The organism is Paraburkholderia sp. BL10I2N1 (assembly GCF_004361815.1).
Classification (GTDB): domain Bacteria; phylum Pseudomonadota; class Gammaproteobacteria; order Burkholderiales; family Burkholderiaceae; genus Paraburkholderia.
In genome coordinates, this window is sequence record NZ_SNWA01000001.1 from 973,529 (window position 1) to 992,522 (window position 18,994).

17 protein-coding genes are annotated in these 18,994 nt (G+C 63.0%); 3 read left to right on the forward strand and 14 right to left on the reverse strand.

Translation table 11 applies throughout. From position 1 onward, the window contains the following. Window positions 1–50: 50 nt before the first annotated feature. The gene (gene zapD / locus B0G77_RS04545) at window positions 51–806 is read left to right on the forward strand and encodes a cell division protein ZapD (RefSeq protein ID WP_133661045.1); all 756 of its coding nucleotides are present in this window, start codon (window positions 51–53) and stop codon (window positions 804–806) included. Between the two features lie 99 nt (window positions 807–905). Further along, window positions 906–1,103, forward strand: a complete 198-nt coding sequence (gene yacG, locus B0G77_RS04550; protein WP_133661046.1) for a DNA gyrase inhibitor YacG — start codon at window positions 906–908, stop codon at window positions 1,101–1,103. A gap of 39 nt (window positions 1,104–1,142) precedes the next feature. On the opposite strand, the gene B0G77_RS04555 is transcribed toward yacG, so the two are convergent. From B0G77_RS04555 to secA, 4 genes are all read right to left on the reverse strand, one after another. Beyond that, window positions 1,143–1,562 carry an NUDIX domain-containing protein gene (locus B0G77_RS04555; RefSeq protein ID WP_133661047.1) on the reverse strand — a complete coding sequence of 140 codons (420 nt, stop codon included), beginning with the start codon at window positions 1,560–1,562 and terminating at the stop codon, window positions 1,143–1,145. Continuing rightward, entirely contained in the window at window positions 1,559–2,446 is an 888-nt protein-coding gene (locus B0G77_RS04560) for an ATP-binding protein (protein WP_133661048.1), read from the reverse strand. The genes B0G77_RS04555 and B0G77_RS04560 overlap by 4 nt, the downstream gene beginning before the upstream one ends. 24 nt (window positions 2,447–2,470) lie before the next feature. After that, entirely contained in the window at window positions 2,471–3,712 is a 1,242-nt protein-coding gene (argJ, locus tag B0G77_RS04565) for a bifunctional glutamate N-acetyltransferase/amino-acid acetyltransferase ArgJ (RefSeq protein WP_133661049.1), read from the reverse strand. A 159-nt stretch (window positions 3,713–3,871) separates the two neighbouring features. Then, the gene (secA, locus tag B0G77_RS04570; RefSeq protein ID WP_133664038.1) at window positions 3,872–6,685 is read right to left on the reverse strand and encodes a preprotein translocase subunit SecA; all 2,814 of its coding nucleotides are present in this window, start codon (window positions 6,683–6,685) and stop codon (window positions 3,872–3,874) included. A gap of 266 nt (window positions 6,686–6,951) precedes the next feature. Here secA and B0G77_RS04575 point away from each other — a divergent pair, with 266 nt between their 5' ends. Further along, entirely contained in the window at window positions 6,952–7,449 is a 498-nt protein-coding gene (locus tag B0G77_RS04575; RefSeq protein ID WP_133661050.1) for a DUF721 domain-containing protein, read from the forward strand. A 64-nt stretch (window positions 7,450–7,513) separates the two neighbouring features. On the opposite strand, the gene lpxC is transcribed toward B0G77_RS04575, so the two are convergent. The 10 genes from lpxC to murD form a co-directional block, all read right to left on the reverse strand. Then, window positions 7,514–8,431 (reverse strand): UDP-3-O-acyl-N-acetylglucosamine deacetylase, encoded by a 918-nt coding sequence (lpxC, locus tag B0G77_RS04580; protein WP_133661051.1) that lies wholly within the window; start codon window positions 8,429–8,431, stop codon window positions 7,514–7,516. 259 nt (window positions 8,432–8,690) lie between these two features. Beyond that, on the reverse strand, window positions 8,691–9,200 hold the full coding sequence (locus B0G77_RS04585) for a peroxiredoxin (RefSeq protein ID WP_133661052.1): 510 nt from the start codon (window positions 9,198–9,200) through the stop codon (window positions 8,691–8,693). A 226-nt stretch (window positions 9,201–9,426) separates the two neighbouring features. After that, window positions 9,427–10,626 (reverse strand): cell division protein FtsZ, encoded by a 1,200-nt coding sequence (gene ftsZ, locus B0G77_RS04590; RefSeq protein WP_133661053.1) that lies wholly within the window; start codon window positions 10,624–10,626, stop codon window positions 9,427–9,429. Window positions 10,627–10,736: 110 nt separating this feature from the next. Next, window positions 10,737–11,969 carry a cell division protein FtsA gene (gene ftsA, locus B0G77_RS04595; protein WP_133661054.1) on the reverse strand — a complete coding sequence of 411 codons (1,233 nt, stop codon included), beginning with the start codon at window positions 11,967–11,969 and terminating at the stop codon, window positions 10,737–10,739. Between the two features lie 27 nt (window positions 11,970–11,996). After that, a complete protein-coding gene (locus B0G77_RS04600) occupies window positions 11,997–12,749 on the reverse strand; it encodes a cell division protein FtsQ/DivIB (RefSeq protein WP_133661055.1) in 753 nt (250 codons plus the stop codon). Between the two features lie 9 nt (window positions 12,750–12,758). Beyond that, on the reverse strand, window positions 12,759–13,715 hold the full coding sequence (locus B0G77_RS04605) for a D-alanine--D-alanine ligase (RefSeq protein WP_133661056.1): 957 nt from the start codon (window positions 13,713–13,715) through the stop codon (window positions 12,759–12,761). Between the two features lies 1 nt (window position 13,716). Next, window positions 13,717–15,105 carry a UDP-N-acetylmuramate--L-alanine ligase gene (gene murC, locus B0G77_RS04610; RefSeq protein WP_133661057.1) on the reverse strand — a complete coding sequence of 463 codons (1,389 nt, stop codon included), beginning with the start codon at window positions 15,103–15,105 and terminating at the stop codon, window positions 13,717–13,719. After that, window positions 15,102–16,205 carry an undecaprenyldiphospho-muramoylpentapeptide beta-N-acetylglucosaminyltransferase gene (murG, locus tag B0G77_RS04615; protein ID WP_133661058.1) on the reverse strand — a complete coding sequence of 368 codons (1,104 nt, stop codon included), beginning with the start codon at window positions 16,203–16,205 and terminating at the stop codon, window positions 15,102–15,104. Before murG ends, murC begins: the two co-directional genes overlap by 4 nt. Continuing rightward, complete coding sequence (ftsW, locus tag B0G77_RS04620) at window positions 16,202–17,470, reverse strand: putative lipid II flippase FtsW (RefSeq protein ID WP_133661059.1); 1,269 nt, start codon at window positions 17,468–17,470, stop codon at window positions 16,202–16,204. The genes murG and ftsW overlap by 4 nt, the downstream gene beginning before the upstream one ends. Beyond that, complete coding sequence (gene murD / locus B0G77_RS04625) at window positions 17,467–18,981, reverse strand: UDP-N-acetylmuramoyl-L-alanine--D-glutamate ligase (protein WP_133661060.1); 1,515 nt, start codon at window positions 18,979–18,981, stop codon at window positions 17,467–17,469. The genes ftsW and murD overlap by 4 nt, the downstream gene beginning before the upstream one ends. Window positions 18,982–18,994: the final 13 nt, after the last annotated feature.

Here is an 18,994-nt window from a genome sequence, read left to right on the forward strand (position 1 = left end):
ATTAGAATGTCCTGCAATCCCGTCACCGACCACGCCAGAGGCGAGCGCGCTTGATCCTTTACGAGTATCCCTTCAACGAGCGAATCCGTACGCTGTTGCGCCTCGAGGACCTGTTCGAGCGTTTCACGTTCTTTCTGACCCAGGAGGACGCCAGGGAGCACCACGTCGCGCTGACAACCCTGTTTGAAATCTCCGAAGTCGCGGGCCGCGCGGATCTGAAGTCGGATCTGATGAAAGAGCTCGAGCGGCAACGTCAGACGCTTGTGCCGTTCCGCGGCAATCCGGGTATCGAGCAAAATGCGCTCGAGGCTGTCCTCGGTGAGATCGAGCAGACGCTGGCAGGACTGACGCAGATGCAGGGTAAGACTGGCCAGCATCTTGCAGACAATGAGTGGCTCACTAGCATTCGCAGCCGCGCCATCATTCCCGGCGGAACCTGCAAGTTCGATCTGCCGTCTTATTACGCATGGCAGCAGACGCATCCCGATCAGCGCCGGCAGGACATTGCCAAATGGGTTACTCCGTTGCTGCCGCTGCGGGACGCCGCAACGATCGTGCTGCGGCTCGCGCGCGAATCCGGTCAGGCGTCGAAAGTGATGGCGATGCAGGGAAGCTACCAGCAGATGCTATCCGGCCGGTCGTATCAGCTAATGCAGGTGCGTGTGGTGCCCGAATTGCGAGTGATCCCTGAAGCGAGCGCCAACAAGTACATGCTGTGGGTGCGCTTCACCGTTCAGGATGGGGATCTGCGACCGCGCGCAGTCGACGTTGATGTGCCGTTCCAGCTGACTCTGTGCAGCCTGTGAAGTTAAGCGAAGCAGGTCGTGCAGAACCGGCCCTTTGAACGGGCTAAAGCCGCCCCCATATTTGGGCTTGCCCCTGTTTTCGATTGATCGCCTGACCGTATGCCCACTGTCGTCAAATGCCCAACTTGCGGAAAGGACGTCCGCTGGACACCCGAAAACCGCTTCCGCCCATTCTGTTCCGAGCGCTGCAAGCAGATCGACCTCGGCGCCTGGGCTGCCGAGAAGTACAAGATCGGCGGCACTGATGAAGAACCGCCTTCTGACGAAACACCTTCGAGCGGCTACAACCCGCATTGATACCAGGCGACTGGTCTCGACCGGCCGCGAGACAATCCTCTACTTCTCCGCCGCGAGCCACTCCAGCACCGGAATGGTCGCCGGCAAAAGAGGCGACACGTCTGCGGGCAACGTCTGCCAGACGAAGGCCTGACCTTCCCGTCCGTGCGGCTCGCCGCTCCAGTCCGTCACCTTGCAGAAATAGAGCCGCACGTATGCATGCGGGTAATCGTGTTCGAGCGTATGCCAGCGATGGCTCGTCTTGACGTCGATCCCCAGTTCTTCATGCAGTTCGCGGCTCAGTGCGGCTTCGACCGATTCACCGTGCTCCAGCTTGCCACCGGGGAATTCCCAGTAGCCTTCATACGGCTTGCCGGCCGGCCGCTGCGCGAGCAGATAGCGTCCGTCCGGCTGCACCAGCACGCCGACGGCCACTTCCGTCACCGGCCGGGTGCCGGACTTCTCCGCCGCGCCGGTCATGCCAGGGGCGCCGGCGAAGCCTGCGACTTCCGGCCGGACCAGTCGCGCGCGAACTGCCACGCCACGCGGCCCGAGCGCGACCCGCGTTCCAGCGCCCACACCAGCGCATCGCCTCGCGCCGCTTCGACTTCGCCGTCACCGCAGCCGAAATGCCGCAGCCAGTGACCGACGATCGACAGATAGTCGTCCTGTTTGAATGGATAGAAGCTCACCCACAGCCCAAAGCGCTCAGACAGTGAAATCTTTTCTTCGACCACTTCGCCGGGATGAATCTCGCCATCGGATGTGTGCTTGTACGTCTCGTTGTCGCTCATGTATTCGGGCAACAGATGGCGTCGGTTCGAAGTCGCGTAGATCAGCACGTTGTCCGACTGCGCGGCCACCGAGCCATCGAGCGCCACCTTCAACGCCTTATAGCCCGATTCACCTTCCTCGAACGAAAGATCGTCACAGAACACGATGAAACGCTCCGGGCGCTGTGCGATCAGATCGACGATATCGCCGAGATCGTGCAGATCGTCCTTGTCGACTTCGATCAGGCGCAACCCGTCTTTCGCGTAGGCGTTCAGGCAGGCCTTGATCAGCGACGACTTGCCCGTGCCGCGTGCGCCCGTCAGCAGCACGTTGTTCGCCGGCTGCTTCTGCACGAACTGGCGAGTGTTCTGTTCGATCAGCGATTTCTGCCGCTCGATGTTCTGCAGGTCGTCGAGCGTGATGCTCGAGATAGCAGGCACAGGCTGCAAATAGCCTCGGCGTTGCCGCTTGCGCCAGCGGAAAGCGACGGCCGCGGACCAGTCGATACTGAGGGCTGCTGGCGGAAGCATGGCTTCCAGACGGCCGAGCACCGCTTCGGCGCGAGTCAGGAACTGTTCGAGTTTGTCCATCGTTTATGCGTATTGGGATCGGAGTCAGGAGCGGTAGTCGGCGTTGATGCTGACGTAGTCATGAGAAAGGTCACAGGTCCAGATCGTGGCCTGTGCGTCACCTCGGCCCAGCACGACCCGAATCGCGATCTCGCTCTTCTTCATCACGCGCTGGCCGTCTTCCTCGCGGTAGTCAGGGTTACGACCACCGGCCTTCGCGACCAGCACGTCGTCGAGATACAGGTCGATCTTGTCGACATCGAGATCGTTCACGCCGGCATAACCGATTGCGGCGAGAATCCGGCCCAGGTTCGGATCCGAGGCGTAGAACGCGGTCTTGACCAGCGGCGAGTGTCCGATTGCGTAGGCGATCTGCCGGCATTCGGCCATGTCCTTCCCACCCTGGACCTGCACCGTCATGAACTTCGTCGCGCCTTCGCCATCGCGTACGATCAGTTGAGCGAGGGTCTGCGCGACTTCGGTGACGGCATCGCGCAACGCCGCGTAGGCTGGCGAATCGGTCGACGTCACAGCCGGCAGGCTCGACTTGCCCGATGCAATCAGGATGAACGAGTCGTTGGTCGATGTATCGCCGTCGATCGTGATGCAGTTAAACGAGCGGTCGGCCACATGCTTCACGAGCGCGTCGAGCACGGGTTGCGCGACGGCAGCGTCGAACGCGAGGAAGCCGAGCATGGTCGCCATATTCGGCTTGATCATGCCGGCGCCCTTACTGATGCCGGTCAGTGTGACCGTGTGGCCGTCGATCGTCACCTGGCGCGACGTCGCTTTGGGCAGCGTGTCGGTCGTCATGATCGCCTCGGCTGCGTCGAACCAGTGCGCGGACTGGCGGTTCGCAAGCGCAGCGGGCAGCCCGGCCTTGAGACGGTCGACCGGCAGCGGCTCGAGAATCACGCCCGTCGAAAACGGCAGGATCTGTTCCGGCGTAACCTCCATCAGGCGTGCGAGTTCGACGCAGGTTTCGCGTGCATGCGCGAGGCCCGGCTCTCCGGTGCCTGCATTCGCGTTGCCGGTGTTCACCACCAGTGCGCGAATGCCCTTGCCGCCCGCGCGCACGCGGTCCAGATGCTCACGGCACACCGTCACGGGCGCCGCGCAGAAGCGGTTCTGTGTGAACACGCCCGCGACCGTCGCACCGTCTTCGACGGAAATGACGAGCACGTCCTTGCGGTTCTGCTTGCGGATATTCGCCTCCGCCCAGCCTAGCGTGACGCCAGCGATGGGATAGAGTTGGGCGGGATCGATCGAGGGAAAATTGACAGCCATGTTCGCGACCTGTCGGAGCTGAAAATGCCGGCTTGCAACCGGCATCGGGGATAGACATGAGCGGACCGGACCGGTGCCGGACCGCCGGGAATCGGCAAGAGCCTGGAATCAGGCCGCGCAGAAACGACGCGGCGCGCTATTCGCGCGCCGCCTTCGATCTTACGCAATCTTGCCGTGGCACTGCTTGTACTTCTTGCCGCTGCCGCATGGACAGGGGTCGTTGCGGCCGACCTTCGGCACGCCGCCGTCGCCGGGCGACGGCGACACCGCATGCGAGCCGTGGCTCATCGCATCGCCGATCATCGCAGCAGCGGCATCGGCCGCGACCGGAATCGCAGCCGCTGCTTCACCGGCTTCCGCGAACTCGGCGTGACGGAATTCGACGTTCTCCAGATGGCTGCCCTGCTCTTCATATTGCTCGGCCGCCTGCTCCAGCTGTTCCGGCGACTGGATCTGCACGTTCATCACCACCCGCGTGACTTCGAGCTTCACCGCGTCGAGCATTGCGGCGAAGAGTTCGAACGCCTCGCGCTTGTATTCCTGCTTTGGGTTCTTCTGAGCGTAACCGCGGAGATGGATGCCCTGACGCAGGTGATCGAGCGCCGCGAGGTGTTCGCGCCAGTTGCGATCGAGCGTCTGCAGCATGATCGAGCGCTCAAACGCGCTGAACGACTCACGGCCGACCAGTTCGACCTTCGCTTCATAGGCCTCGTCCGCGGCAGCGAGCACGGCGTCAACGATTTCTACGACATTGATCGATTGCGATTCATTGATCATTTCCTGAATCGCGAGGTCGAGCTGCCATTCGTTGCGCAGCACTTCTTCCAGTTCAGGCACATCCCACTGCTCTTCGATGCTGCCTACCGGCACGAACTGATGGACGATGTCCGAGATCACACCATGACGCATGGCGCCGATGGTTTCCGTGATGTCATGCGCTTCGAGCAACTCATTGCGCTGCTGGTAGATGACCTTGCGCTGATCGTTCGACACATCGTCGTATTCGAGCAATTGCTTGCGAATATCGAAGTTGCGCGCTTCGACCTTGCGCTGCGCCGATTCGATCGAACGCGTGACGATCCCCGCTTCGATTGCCTCGCCTTCCGGCATCTTCAGACGATCCATGATCGAGCGCACGCGGTCGCCCGCAAAAATGCGCAGGAGCGGATCGTCGAGCGACAGATAGAAGCGCGACGAACCCGGATCGCCCTGGCGGCCCGCACGGCCGCGCAGCTGATTGTCGATCCGGCGGGATTCGTGGCGCTCGGTGCCGATGATGTGCAGACCGCCCGCGGCTTTCACCTGGTCGTGCAACATCTGCCATTCATCGTGCAGATGCTGGATACGGCGGCCCTTTTCGTCCGTGGGAATCGATTCGTCGGCTTCGATGAATGTCGCCTGCTTCTCGACGTTGCCGCCAAGCACGATGTCGGTTCCGCGGCCGGCCATGTTGGTCGCGATCGTCACACGCTTCGGACGACCCGCTTCCGCGACAATCGCTGCTTCCCGCGCGTGCTGCTTGGCGTTCAGCACTTCATGCGGCAGACCCGCCTTCTCCAGGAGGCCGGAGAGCAGTTCGGAATTTTCGATCGACGTCGTGCCAACCAGCACCGGCTGGCCGCGCTCATGGCAATCGCGAATATCGCAAATGACCGCGTCGTAACGTTCCTTCGCCGTCTTGTAGATCTGGTCCTGCCTATCGTTCCGCTTCGGCGGCCGGTTCGTCGGAATGACGACCGTTTCGAGCCCGTAGATCTCGTTGAATTCGAACGCTTCGGTATCGGCCGTGCCGGTCATGCCGGACAGCTTTGCGTACATGCGGAAGTAGTTCTGGAACGTGATCGATGCGAGCGTCTGGTTTTCGCTCTGGATCTTGACGTGTTCCTTCGCCTCAACAGCCTGGTGCAAACCATCCGACCAGCGACGACCCGACATCAGACGGCCGGTAAATTCGTCGACGATCACCACTTCGTTGTTCTGCACGACGTAGTGCTGATCCTTGAAGAACAGCGTGTGTGCGCGCAACGCGGCATACACATGGTGCATCAGGGTAATGTTCTGTGGTGCGTAGAGGCTTTCACCTTCACCGATCAGACCCCACTCGGAGAGCAGACGTTCGGCCTTCTCGTGGCCCGATTCGGTGAGGAACACCTGGCGCGCCTTTTCGTCGAGCGTGTAGTCGCCCGGTTTTTCGACGCCCGTGCCGTCGGCCTTCTCTTCGCCGATCTGGCGCTCGAGCAGCGGCGGCAGTGCGTTCATGCGCACGTACAGTTCGGTGTGATCTTCCGCCTGGCCGGAAATGATCAACGGCGTACGCGCTTCGTCGATCAGGATCGAGTCGACTTCGTCGACGACCGCGAAGTTCAGGGCCCGCTGCACGCGCGCGTCGGTCTCGTAGACCATGTTGTTACGCAGGTAGTCGAAGCCGAATTCGTTGTTCGTGCCGTAGGTGATGTCCGCGGCGTACGCTTCCTGTTTCGCGCCGTGGTCCATCTGCGACAGGTTGATGCCGACCGTCAGACCGAGGAAGTTGTACAGCCGCCCCATCCATTCGGCATCACGCTGTGCGAGGTAGTCGTTCACCGTCACGACGTGCACGCCGCGCCCGGAGAGCGCGTTCAGGTAGGCCGCGAGCGTTGCGACGAGCGTCTTGCCCTCGCCGGTGCGCATTTCCGCGATCTTGCCGTAGTGCAGGACCATGCCGCCCACTAGCTGCACGTCGAAGTGACGCATATGCAGCACGCGCCTGCTTGCCTCACGGCAGACCGCGAAGGCCTCCGGCAGCAGCTTGTCGAGCGATTCGCCGCTCGCCACCCGCTGACGAAACTCACCGGTCTTCGCGCGCAGTTGATCATCCGTCAACTGCTCGATCTGCGGCTCGAGCGCATTGATCGACGTGACGGTCTTTTGATATTGCTTGACGAGCCGCTGGTTGCGGCTGCCAAAAATCTTTTGTAGAAAACCGGTGGTCATCGGATCGGTGTCTGCGTCGCGGCTTCGCCTGGTCACACGGTGTGTGCATCCGGGAACGGAGGGGCCTCGGCGGCTTAGGTCCAAAAGTGAATTCGAATCGGGGATTTTAGCACGCAGCCCCGGTTGCGCCTGTGTCAGTGGCGAGGTGGCAAAGGGCCGCGCGACACGCGGTCCGGCTGACGTCGGCGCCGGCCTCGCGCGCACGTCACAGGGTACAATCCTGACACCGTCGCGCACGCGGTGCGACGACACCGTCACCGGAAAATATGAGCCGCTTTTCGTCGTTTTCAAGGCCGCTTTCAAAGCAGAACAACGGGTGCCGTCCGCAGGCGGTCGCCGAGGTGCTCGATCGCACCGAAGCGTTTGCGGCGCTGCGCGCCGGGGTCAAGCAGATCGCCGCGCTGGAACGCGACCTTGCCCAATTGCTCCCCGATTATCTGGCGACGAGCGTCGAACCGGGTTTCATCAAGGACGGCGTGCTTGCGCTGTTCGCGGCGCACAACGCGCTGGCGGCACGCTTGCGGCATCTCGAACCACGACTGTTGTCTGAGCTCCAGCAGCGCGGGTGGGCCGTCGATTCGTTGCGCGTTCGTGTCCGCCCGCAAGCCGTAAAGGAACCACCGCCGCCCAAGCAGGCACGCATGACCGCACGTGGCGCCGAAGCGCTGCACGAACTCAGTCAGGCGCTCGAACCTTCGCCGCTGCAGGCCGCGCTGGCCAGAATGGCCGCCCGCCACCGCATTAGCAGCGGGCCAAAAAAATAAGCGGCCCATGTGGGCCGCTTATTGCCATTCTCCGCCGGGGCGCGAGATCCGTCGCCTCGCACAATCACGCAAATGCGGTCTGCGTCTCGTAGCCGAAGCCGCGCGGCGCCGTCTGCGTGTCGTCGAAGGTGACGAGTTCGTACGAATCCTCGTGGGCCAGCAATTCGCGCAGCAGCGCATTGTTCAGCCCGTGGCCCGACTTGTACGCCGTGTACGACGCCAGCAACGGATGACCGACCACATACAGGTCGCCGATCGCGTCGAGCATCTTGTGTTTCACGAATTCGTCGTCATAACGCAGGCCGTCGTTGTTCAGGATGCGGTATTCGTCGAGCACGATTGCATTGTCCATGCTGCCGCCACGCGCCAGCCCCAGCTCGCGCATCATTTCTACTTCATGCGCGAAGCCAAACGTGCGTGCGCGTGCGATTTCCCGCACATACGACGTATTCGCGAAATCGACCTCCAGCGCCTGTCCGGTCTTGTCGACGGCCGGATGACGGAAATCGATCGTGAACTTCAGCTTGAAGCCGAAATACGGGTCGAGACGCGCGAACTTGTCGCCGTCGCGGATCTCAACCGGCTTTTTCACCTTGATGAATTTCTTCGGCGCGTTTTGCTGCTCGATGCCTGCCGACTGGATCAGGAACACGAACGACGCTGCGCTGCCGTCCATGATCGGAATTTCCTCTGCGGTGACATCGACATAAAGGTTGTCGATGCCGAGCCCGGCACAGGCGGACATCAGGTGTTCGATCGTCGATACCCGCGCACCGTCCTTCTGCAGCACGGAAGCGAGACGCGTATCGCCGATCGCCATCGCTTGCGCAGGGATGTCCACCGGCGTGGGCAGATCCACGCGCGTGAAGACGATGCCCGTATCAGGTGCGGCCGGGCGGAGCGTGAGCTCAACCTTGCGGCCGGAATGCAAGCCGATGCCGACCGTTTTGACGATCGATTTGATAGTGCGCTGCTTCAACATGATGGTCTTCTGTTCGATTGAAAATCCCAATCGGGACTTTTTATTTCATAGCGCGAATTATACTCCATCCACTCGACATCGGGTTTTCACCGAACGTATCAATCTGTTTCTCATCATTACCTGGTGGAAAGCGTGACGGGCCGATGTCCGGAACGGAGGCGTTTCCAGTCATCGGCCCGCGTAACGGCCCGTCACAAAAGCGTCATTTCGCCGTTGTCCGCGTGCAACACGCGGTACAACCCGCAGCGAAAAACGCCGCTTACGACTGGCTCAACGTAGCGAGAATACGCGCGGCATCGCTGACTTCGAACTTGCCGGGTGCCTCGACGTTCAGCGTCTTGACCACGCCGTCGTCGACCACCATTGCGTAGCGCTGGGAACGGATTCCCATGCCGCGCGCCGACAGGTCCTGCTCCAGACCAAGCGCCCTGGTAAAAGCTGCACTGCCGTCCGCCATCATGCGCACCTTGCCCGAGGTGTGCTGATCGCGCGCCCACGCACCCATCACGAAGGCGTCGTTGACGGACACACACCAGATCTCGTCAATGCCGGCCGCACGCAACGCGTCAGCCTGCTCAACGTAACCCGGTACATGTCTGGCTGAACAGGTCGGCGTGAACGCGCCCGGCAACCCGAAGATCACCACGCGCTTCCCCGCTGTCTGTTCGCGCACGTCGAAGCTGTTCGGCCCGATCGTGCAGCCCTCGCGCCCGTCTTCGATCAACTCAAAGACGATCGCGTCGGGCAGCTTTTCACCCACCTTAATCATGGCCCTGATCCTTTGCATCGATGCGGTGCAAACCCGCACGTCATCGTGTCGCAGTGGAACCTTCTTCCGGCGACAGTCCCCCGATCCGCTTCGCGAATACGAAGAGGGCACCTGTCCTGGCGGCGCTTCTGCTGAAACGCAGCTTCGTTAGCTGTTCCACCCGCCACGCCTGTGCATCCGCCTGGAGGCACGCGCGAAACGTGCCGCGGCGAAGGCCTGCCCGCGGTTAGTCCGCCTGCTTGCGCAGGAACGCCGGAATATCGTACGTGTCGACACCCTTTTCCTGCAGCGCCTGCACGTGCGAAGCCGCCGTATCGCGCGACGTGCGCCACACGGCCGGCGTATCCAGCGAACCGTAATCCGCCACGCTCGTGTGATGCTGTTGCGGAGCATACGCGTGCTGGTGCGCGCCGACCGGCTGGTTGTCGGTGCCGGTGCGCAAGAGCGTCATCGGTGTCGATTGCTGCTTCTTCGCCGCACGGCCCAGACCCGTTGCCACGACCGTCACGCGCAGCGCGTCGCCCATCGCATCGTCGTACACTGCACCGAAGATCACGGTTGCATCTTCCGCAGCATAGCTCTTGATCGTGTTCATCACTTCGCGCGTTTCCGACAGACGCAGCGAACGGCTCGATGTGATGTTCACGAGCACGCCACGCGCACCCGACAGATCCACCCCTTCCAGCAGCGGGCTCGCCACGGCCTGTTCGGCCGCAAGACGCGCGCGATCGACGCCGGCAACTGTCGCCGTGCCCATCATCGCCTTGCCCTGCTCGCCCATCACCGTCTTCACGTCTTCAAAGTCGACGTTCACCAGACCGTCCACATTGATGATTTCCGCGATACCGGCGACTGCGTTGTTCAGAACATCGTCTGCGCACTGGAAGCATTTATCCATCTCGGCGTCATCGCCCATCACCTCGAACAGCTTGTCGTTCAGAACGACGATCAGCGAGTCGACGTGATCCTCCAGTTGCTGCGAACCAGCTTCTGCCACGCGCATCCGCTTGCCGCCTTCGAATTCGAACGGCTTGCTGACGACGCCAACGGTCAGGATCCCCATTTCCTTGGCGATCTGCGCGACGACCGGTGCCGCACCCGTACCGGTGCCGCCACCCATGCCCGCGGTGATGAACACCATATGCGCGCCGCGCAACGCGTCAGCGATGCGCTCGCGTGCTTCTTCTGCCGCCGAGCGGCCCATCTCCGGCTTGGCGCCAGCGCCGAGACCGGTATTGCCAAGCTGGATCACATGCGTGGCGCGCGAACGCGACAGGGCTTGTGCGTCCGTGTTCATCACGATGAAGTCGACGCCTTGCACGCCGCGGTTGATCATGTGCTGCACGGCATTGCCGCCAGCGCCACCTACACCGACGACCTTGATAACCGTGCCGTTGGTTTCGGTTTCCAGCATCTGGAATTCCATGTTGCCTCCGTCAAGAAAAAAAGTATTGCCGTTCGGCCGTTATTCGGCAGGAGATCGGGCAATCCCCTGTCGCGCGCCAGCCGCCGGCACCAGCGCGTATTTCCGAAAACTTAAAAGTTGCCGAGGAACCAGTCCTTCATCCTCGACAGCACCTGTCCCATCGATCCCGACTGCACCGCGACCTTGCGGCCGCGCATGCGTTGCGCGCGGCCTTCGACGAGCAGCCCCATCGCCGTCGAGAAGCGCGGATTGCGCACCACGTCCGCAAGACCGCCCGCGTATTCCGGCACGCCGATACGCACCGGCTTCAGGAAAATGTCCTCGCCGAGTTCGACCATGCCTGGCATCATTGCCGCGCCGCCGGTCAGCACCACGCCGGAACTCAGCAGCTCTTCGTAACCCGACTCGCGCACGACCTGCTGCACGAGCGAGAACAGTTCTTCGACACGCGGCTCGACCACCGCCGCCAACGCCTGACGCGACAGCGTGCGCGGACCGCGCTCGCCGAGACCCGGCACTTCGATCATTTCGTCCGGGTCGGCAAGCGCCTGCTTCGCGATGCCGTAGCCCACCTTGATGTCTTCCGCATCCGGCGTCGGCGTGCGCAGCGCCATCGCGATGTCGCTCGTGATCTGGTCGCCAGCGATCGGAATCACCGCCGTGTGACGGATCGCGCCTTCGCTGAAAATCGCGATATCCGTCGTGCCGCCGCCGACGTCCACCAGCACCACGCCCAGCTCTTTCTCGTCTTCCGTCAGGACCGCCAGCGACGACGCCAGCGGTTGCAGGATCAGATCGTTCACTTCAAGACCGCAGCGGCGCACGCACTTGACGATGTTCTGTGCGGCGCTCACTGCGCCCGTCACGATATGCACCTTTACTTCGAGCCGGATGCCGCTCATGCCGATCGGCTCGCGCACGTCTTCCTGACCGTCGATGATGAATTCCTGCGTCAGGATGTGCAGCACCTGCTGATCGGTCGGGATGTTGATCGCCTTCGCCGTCTCGATCACGCGCGCGACGTCCGTCTGCGTCACTTCCTTTTCCTTGATCGCCACCATGCCGCTCGAATTGAAGCTGCGGATATGGCTGCCGGCGATCCCGGTGAATACGTTTGTGATCTTGCAGTCCGCCATCAGTTCAGCTTCTTCGAGCGCCCGCTGAATGGACTGCACCGTGGCCTCGATGTTCACCACGACGCCTTTCTTGAGCCCCTTCGATTCGCTCTGGCCGAGGCCGATCACTTCGTAGTGACCTTCGCCCTTCAGCTCCGCGACGATGGCCACGACCTTCGACGTCCCGATGTCGAGGGAGACCAGCAGATCTTTATAGTCTTTACTCATAGCGTGCTCATTGCGTGTGATGTTCTCTTACTTCTTGCCCTTGTCGGGTTCGCTGATGAAGCGCATGCCTGCCGCACGAATCGCGAAACCGTTCGGATAGCGCAAGTCCGCATACTCGATATCCTTCCCCCAACGTTGCGTCACCGCCCCCCACGCCGCGGTCAACCGGCGCGAACGATCAAGAAGCGTGTCCTGGTTTCGCTCGCGGCCGAATTCCACCTCCGTTCCGTTCGACAGCTTCACCGTCCATGCGTAACGCGGCGACAGCGTCACTTCTTCCGGCGTCGCGCCAAGCGGTGCAAACCACTTCGTGAAGTCGTGATAGCGCGCGACGACTTCCTTCGCTGTGCCGTCCGGACCGTCGAAGGCCGGCAGTTCCTGCTCGAGTTCGCCCTGGTTCGCGGTGAACAGGTCGCCGTCCACGCTGACCAGCTGATCGCTGCCCCACGTCCCAAGCGGTTTGTACTCTTCCAGCGTGACAGCCAGTGCGTTCGGCCAGACACGCCGCACGCTCGCGTGACGCACCCACGGCATCTGCTCGAACGCCTGACGCGCGACATCCAGATCGACGGTGAAGTAGTTGCCCTTCAGCCGGCCGACCACACCTGCTCGAACGGTCGGCGAATTGATGTGTTCGGTGTCGCCGTCGATGCGGATCTCGCGCAGCGCGAAATTCGGGCGCTGGATCAACCAGTAAGCGCCTGCCGCCAGCAGCACGAGCACCAGCAACGCATGCAGCGCGTTGGCGGCGAAATTGAGCTGGCGAACGTTGTTCCACATATCTAACGGTCAGTCCTTCAGGGTCAGCGACAGCACTTTCACCACCAGTTCCTTGTAGCTGATGCCGACCGCGCGCGCCGCTTTCGGCGGCAGCGAGTGATCGGTCATGCCAGGCGCGGTGTTCACCTCGAGAAAATAGGGGTTGCCGTCCGCATCGAGCATGAAATCGGCGCGGCCCCAGTCGGTGCAGCCGAGCACGTCGAACGCGCGGCGCGCGAGCGTCTTCATGCGCGCTTCTTCGGCCGGCGCGAGGCCGCACGGAATCAGGTATTGCGTGTCGTCGGCGATGTACTTCGCGTGATAGTCGTAGAACTCGCCCGCCGGCACGATCCTGATCACCGGCAGATCGAGATCGCCGGCGATACACGCGGTGTATTCACCGCCACCTTCGATGCTCTTTTCCACGACGACGATGCGATCGAACTTCGCGGCTTCTTCGAGTGCCGCCGGCAATGCGTCGGCGCTCTTCACCTTGATTACCGCGACGCTCGACCCTTCACCCGCCGGCTTCACGAAGAGCGGCAGGCCGAGCTTCGTGATGATGTCGGTGGCACGCGCCGCGTAGTCGTCGCCGCGCAGCACGGTCTCGAACGGAGGGGTCGGTACACCAAGCTGCTGCCACACCAGCTTCGTGCGGAACTTGTCGAGCCCGAGCGCCGAGCCCAGCACGCCGCTGCCCGTGTAACGGATGCCGTAGAAATCGAGTGCGCCCTGAATCTGGCCGTTCTCGCCGTAGCCGCCGTGCAACGCGTTGAACGCACGCACGAACCCTTCTTCCTTCAATGCGGCAAGCGGACGCTCTGCCGGATCGAACGGATGTGCGTCGACGCCGGCATCGCGCAGGCCTTGCAGCACGAGGCGACCGGAATTGAGCGACACTTCGCGTTCGGCGGAATGACCGCCGAGCAAAACTGCCACCTTGCCAAACTGTTTTGCGAGCTGTTTCGCATCCACACTACTACTCATCTCACACCTTCTCCTGAGCGATTCGACCCGGCACGCCGCCGATCGAACCCGCACCCATCGTGATCACCACATCGCCGTTGCGCACGACAGACGCGAGCGCGTCCGGCATTTCATCCACCGTTTCGACAAAGACCGGCTCGACCTTGCCTGCCACACGGATCGCGCGTGCGAGCGCCCGGCCGTCGGCGGCGACGATCGGCGTTTCGCCGGCAGCATAGACTTCGGTCAACACGAGCGCGTCGACCGTAGACAGCACTTTCACGAAATCTTCGAAACAGTCACGCGTACGCGTGAAGCGGTGCGGTTGGAACGCCAGCACGAGACGCCGGCCGGGAAACGCACCACGCGCCGCCGCAACCGTGGCGGCCATTTCGACCGGGTGATGACCGTAGTCGTCGACCAGCGTGTAAGTGCCGCCGTCCGCCGTCGGCACTTCGCCGTAGCGCTGGAAGCGCCGGCCGACACCGTTGAAATCCGCGAGTGCTCGCTGGATATCGGCATCTTTCACCTCAAGTTCAGTCGCAATTGCAATTGCGGCCAAAGCATTCTGGACATTGTGCGTGCCCGGCAGGTTCAAAACGATGTCGACAGGCGCCGCGTCTTCGCGCATCGCCGTGAAATGCATGCGGCCATCTTTGGCGACGACGTTCACTGCGCGCACCTGCGCGTCGGCCGCAAAGCCATAGCGGATGATCGGCTTCGACACGAACGGCAGGATCTCCTTCACGTTCGGATCGTCGACGCACAGCACGGCGATGCCGTAGAACGGCAGACGGTGCGTGAACTCGATGAACGCCTGCTTGAGCCGCGCGAAATCGTGGCCGTAGGTGTCCATGTGGTCGGCGTCGATGTTCGTGATGACTTCGATTACCGGGAACAGGTTCAGGAACGAGGCGTCGGATTCGTCGGCTTCGGCGACAATGAAGTCGCCCGTGCCGAGCCGCGCATTCGCGCCCGCGCTGATCAGCCGGCCGCCAATCACGAAGGTCGGATCGAGGCCGCCCGCGGCAAGCACGCTCGCGACGAGCGACGTGGTCGTCGTCTTGCCGTGCGTGCCGGCGATCGCGATACCCTGCTTAAGCCGCATCAGTTCCGCAAGCATGACCGCGCGCGGCACGATCGGAATGCGCCGGTGCCGCGCGGCCAGCACTTCCGGGTTGTCGCTACGCACGGCCGTCGAAACGACGACCGCATTCGCGCCTTCGATATTTTCGGCGTCATGGCCGATCGCGATGCGCGCGCCGAGCGCGGCGAGACGGTCGGTCACCCCGTTGCGCGACAGGTCGGAGCCGCTTACCTGATAACCCAGGTTGACGAGTACCTCGGCGATACCGCTCATCCCGGCGCCGCCGATGCCGACAAAGTGAATGTGTTTGACGATATGTTTCATTGCTTTCCTTCTGGGCTCGCGCCCGCCACAGTCGCGCATATCTGCGCGACCTGTTCGGTGGCATCAGGTTTCGCGAGCGAGCGCGAACGCTCCGCCATCTCCGCGAGGCTCTCCCGCGTCTGGCTGCGCAACCAGTCGGCGAGACCTTCCGCCGTCAGATCGCGTTGCTGCACGAGCAGCGCCGCGCCGTGGCCGGCGAGGAACGCTGCATTGGTTGTCTGGTGATCGTCTACTGCATGCGGGAACGGCACGAAAAGCGCTGCCACGCCCACCGCCGCAATTTCAGCGACCGTCATCGCGCCAGAACGGCAGATCACGAGATCCGCTTTCGCGTACGCCGCCGCCATGTCGTCGATGAACGGCACGAGTTGCAGGTTGTCGCCCGTCGCGAGGCCCGCTTCCGCGTAGTTCGCCCGCAATGCGTCTATATGCTTCGCACCCGCCTGATGCACGATGGCCGGACGCTGCGCCGCTGGCATGAGTGCAAGCGCGCGCGGCACGACTTCGTTCAACGCGGTGGCCCCCAGACTGCCGCCGACCACCAGCACGTTCAACGGCCCACTACGTTGCGCGTAGCGTGCTTTGGGTGCCAATGTAAGCGCAAGTTCCTCACGAATCGGATTGCCGGTCCATTCGGCATGCGGCAACGCATCCGGGAACGCGACGAGCACCCGCTTCGCGACTTTCGCGAGCACCTTGTTGGCAAGGCCGGCGATTGAATTCTGTTCATGCAGCACAAGCGGACGGCCGCTTAGCGCCGTCATCAATCCAGCGGGGAACGTGATGTAGCCGCCCATGCCGAGCACGACGTCGGGCTTCACGCGGCGCAGCACCGAGAGGCTCTGCGCGCACGCACGCAGCAGGTTGACCGGCAGCATCAGCTTCGTCTTCAGCCCCTTGCCGCGCAGGCCGCCAAACCGCACGTACTCCATCGGAATGCCGTGTTTCGCGACAAGCGTCGCTTCCATTCCAGCGGGATTGCCGAGCCACACGACGCGCCAGCCCAACGCCTGCATCCGGTGCGCGACCGCGAGCCCCGGGAAGACGTGCCCCCCGGTGCCACCGGCCATCACCATCAACGTGCGCGAGACTGCGGTCATACCTTGCCTCCGCGCATCAGCACACGGTTTTCATAGTCGACGCGCATCAGCACCGCCAGCGCGACGCAGTTCAGCAAGATGCCGGAGCCGCCGTAGCTGACGAGCGGCAGCGTCAAACCCTTGGTCGGCAGCAGGCCGAGGTTCACGCCCATGTTGATGAAGGTTTGCGCGCCGAACCAGATGCCGACGCCCTTCGCGACCAGCCCCGCGAACGTGCGGTCGAGCGCCAGCGCCTGACGGCCGATCTCGAACGAGCGGCGCACGATCCAGTAGAACAGCAGGATCACGACCAGCACGCCGACAAAGCCGAGTTCTTCGCCAATCACCGCGAGGATGAAGTCGGTATGCGCTTCCGGCAGATAGTTGAGCTTTTCGACGCTGCCGCCGAGGCCCACGCCGAACCACTCGCCGCGCCCGAAAGCGATCAGCGAGTGCGTCAATTGATACGCCTTGCCCTGCGCATAGCGGTCGTCCCACGGATCGAGGTAGGCGAAGATCCGCTCACGACGCCACGGCGATGCCCACACCAGCAAGGTGAACGTGCCCACGGCCGTCGCCACCAGGCCGCCGAACAGCTTGCCGTTCACGCCGCCGAGAAACAGCACGCCCATCGCGATCGCCGCGATCACCATGAACGCGCCCATGTCCGGTTCGAGCAGCAGCAACGCGCCGACCACGCCGACCGCGAACGCCATCGGAAGGAAGCCCTTCGCGAAGCTGTGCATGTATTCCTGCTTGCGCACCGTGTAGTTCGCCGCGTAGATCGTCACCGCGAGCTTCATGATTTCCGACGGCTGCATGTTGGTAATGCCGAGCGGAATCCAGCGACGCGCACCGTTCACGCCCTTGCCGATGTGCGGAATCAGCACGATCACGAGCGCAACGAGCGCAATCAGGAAGAATTTGGGCGCGTATTTGTCCCACACCGAGATCGGAATCCGGAACGTGACGACCGCCGCGACCATCGCCACGGCGAGCGACGCCAGATGGCGCACAAGGAAGGCGTAGTCGTGGTACGACGCATACTTCGGCGAATCCGGCATTGCGATCGACGCCGAATACACCATCACAACGCCGAGGCCGAGCAGCGCGATCGCCACCCATAACAGCGAGTGGTCGTAATCGAGCATCCGGGAGCGCAGCGGGCGCACACCATTGACGGCGCTCGCGAGACCGCTCGCCGTCGACCGGCCGGCCATCGCTTCTCCGCCAGCGGAGCCGCGCTGTTTCGCGAGTCGTGAGCCGAAGCGTTCGGACCAGCTCATATCATCGTCCCCCGTTCAGCCGCGATGTCCTCGACGGTGCTGCGGAACACCGCTGCGCGATGTGCGTAACCCTTGAACATGTCGAAGCTCGCGCAGGCCGGCGACAGCAGCACCGCGTCGCCCGGCTGGGCGAGCGCGCCCGCCGCGCGTGTGGCGTCTTCGAGCGTGGCGTGATCGGTGAGCGTGATGCCGGTGTCGGCGAGCGCGGCGCGGATCTGCGGTGCGTCGCGGCCAATCAGCATGACTGCGCGACACCAGCGGGCCACCGGTGCTGCGAGCGGCTCGAAATCCTGGCCCTTGCCGTCACCGCCAGCGATCAGCACCGCGCGCTGCGCGAGACCGTCGAGCGCGGCGACCGTTGCGCCGACGTTCGTACCCTTGCTGTCGTCCACATAGTCGACGCCTTCGATCGACGCGATCAGCTCCACACGGTGCGGCTCGCCGCGATACTCGCGCAGGCCGTGCAGCAGCGGCGCGCCGGGCAGGCCGATCGCGCGGGCCAGCGCAAAGGCTGCGAGCGAGTTTCCCGCGTTGTGCAGGCCACGGATGCGCAACGCGTCGGCGGGCATCAGGCGCTTGATGCCAATGTTCGGCGCAGCGGTGACCTGGTGCTTGCGACGGCGTACAGGTTGCGGTTCTTCGTGAGCGTCGCGGTCATGTGCTTCGACGAGCCAGACCATGCCGTTGTCGCGCAGCAGACCGTAGTCGCCATCGCGGGTCGGTTCGTTCAGACCGAACGTGACCATTGACGCAGAACCTTCGGCTGTCGGCGCGAGCGCCATCACGCGCGCGTCGTCCCGGTTCAGCACACGCACAGTCTGCGGCCCGAAAATCTTGCCCTTCGCCGCTGCATACGCATCGAGGCCGCCATGCCAGTCGAGATGGTCCTGCGTGATGTTGAGCACCACCGCGGCATCCGGTGCGAACGTGTGCGCCGTCTCCAGCTGGAAGCTGGACAGTTCGAGCACCCAGACGTCGGGTAGCGCAGTGTTGTCGATTGCTTCGGTCAGCTTGTCGAGCGCGGCCGGGCTGATGTTCCCCGCCACCGCGACCTTCCTGCCGGCGCGTTCGCACAGCAATCCCGTGAGACTCGTCGTCGTGGTCTTGCCGTTCGTGCCGGTGATCGCAATCACCTTCGGCGCGTAGCCGCTTTCACCGAGGGTCTTCAGCGCCTGCGCGAAGAATTCGAGTTCGCCCCACACGGGGATATCACGCTCACGTGCCTCGGTAATCAGCGGCAGGAGGTCGGCCGCGAGCGGCGAGAGCCCTGGGCTGATCGCAACCAGTTCCACCCCTTCCAGCAGCACGGACGAAAACGGGCCGCCGACAAAGTCGGCATCGATGCCATGCGCTTCGAGCCCGGACAGGTTCGGCGGCACCTCGCGCGTGTCAGCAACGCGCAGCCGACACCCGTGCCGCGCGCACCAGCGCGCCATCGCGAGACCCGATTCACCGAGTCCCAGCACGAGCACCATCGGCTTTTGCCGATCCCGAAACTTCTCGCCAAACATCGCTTCCTTCCCT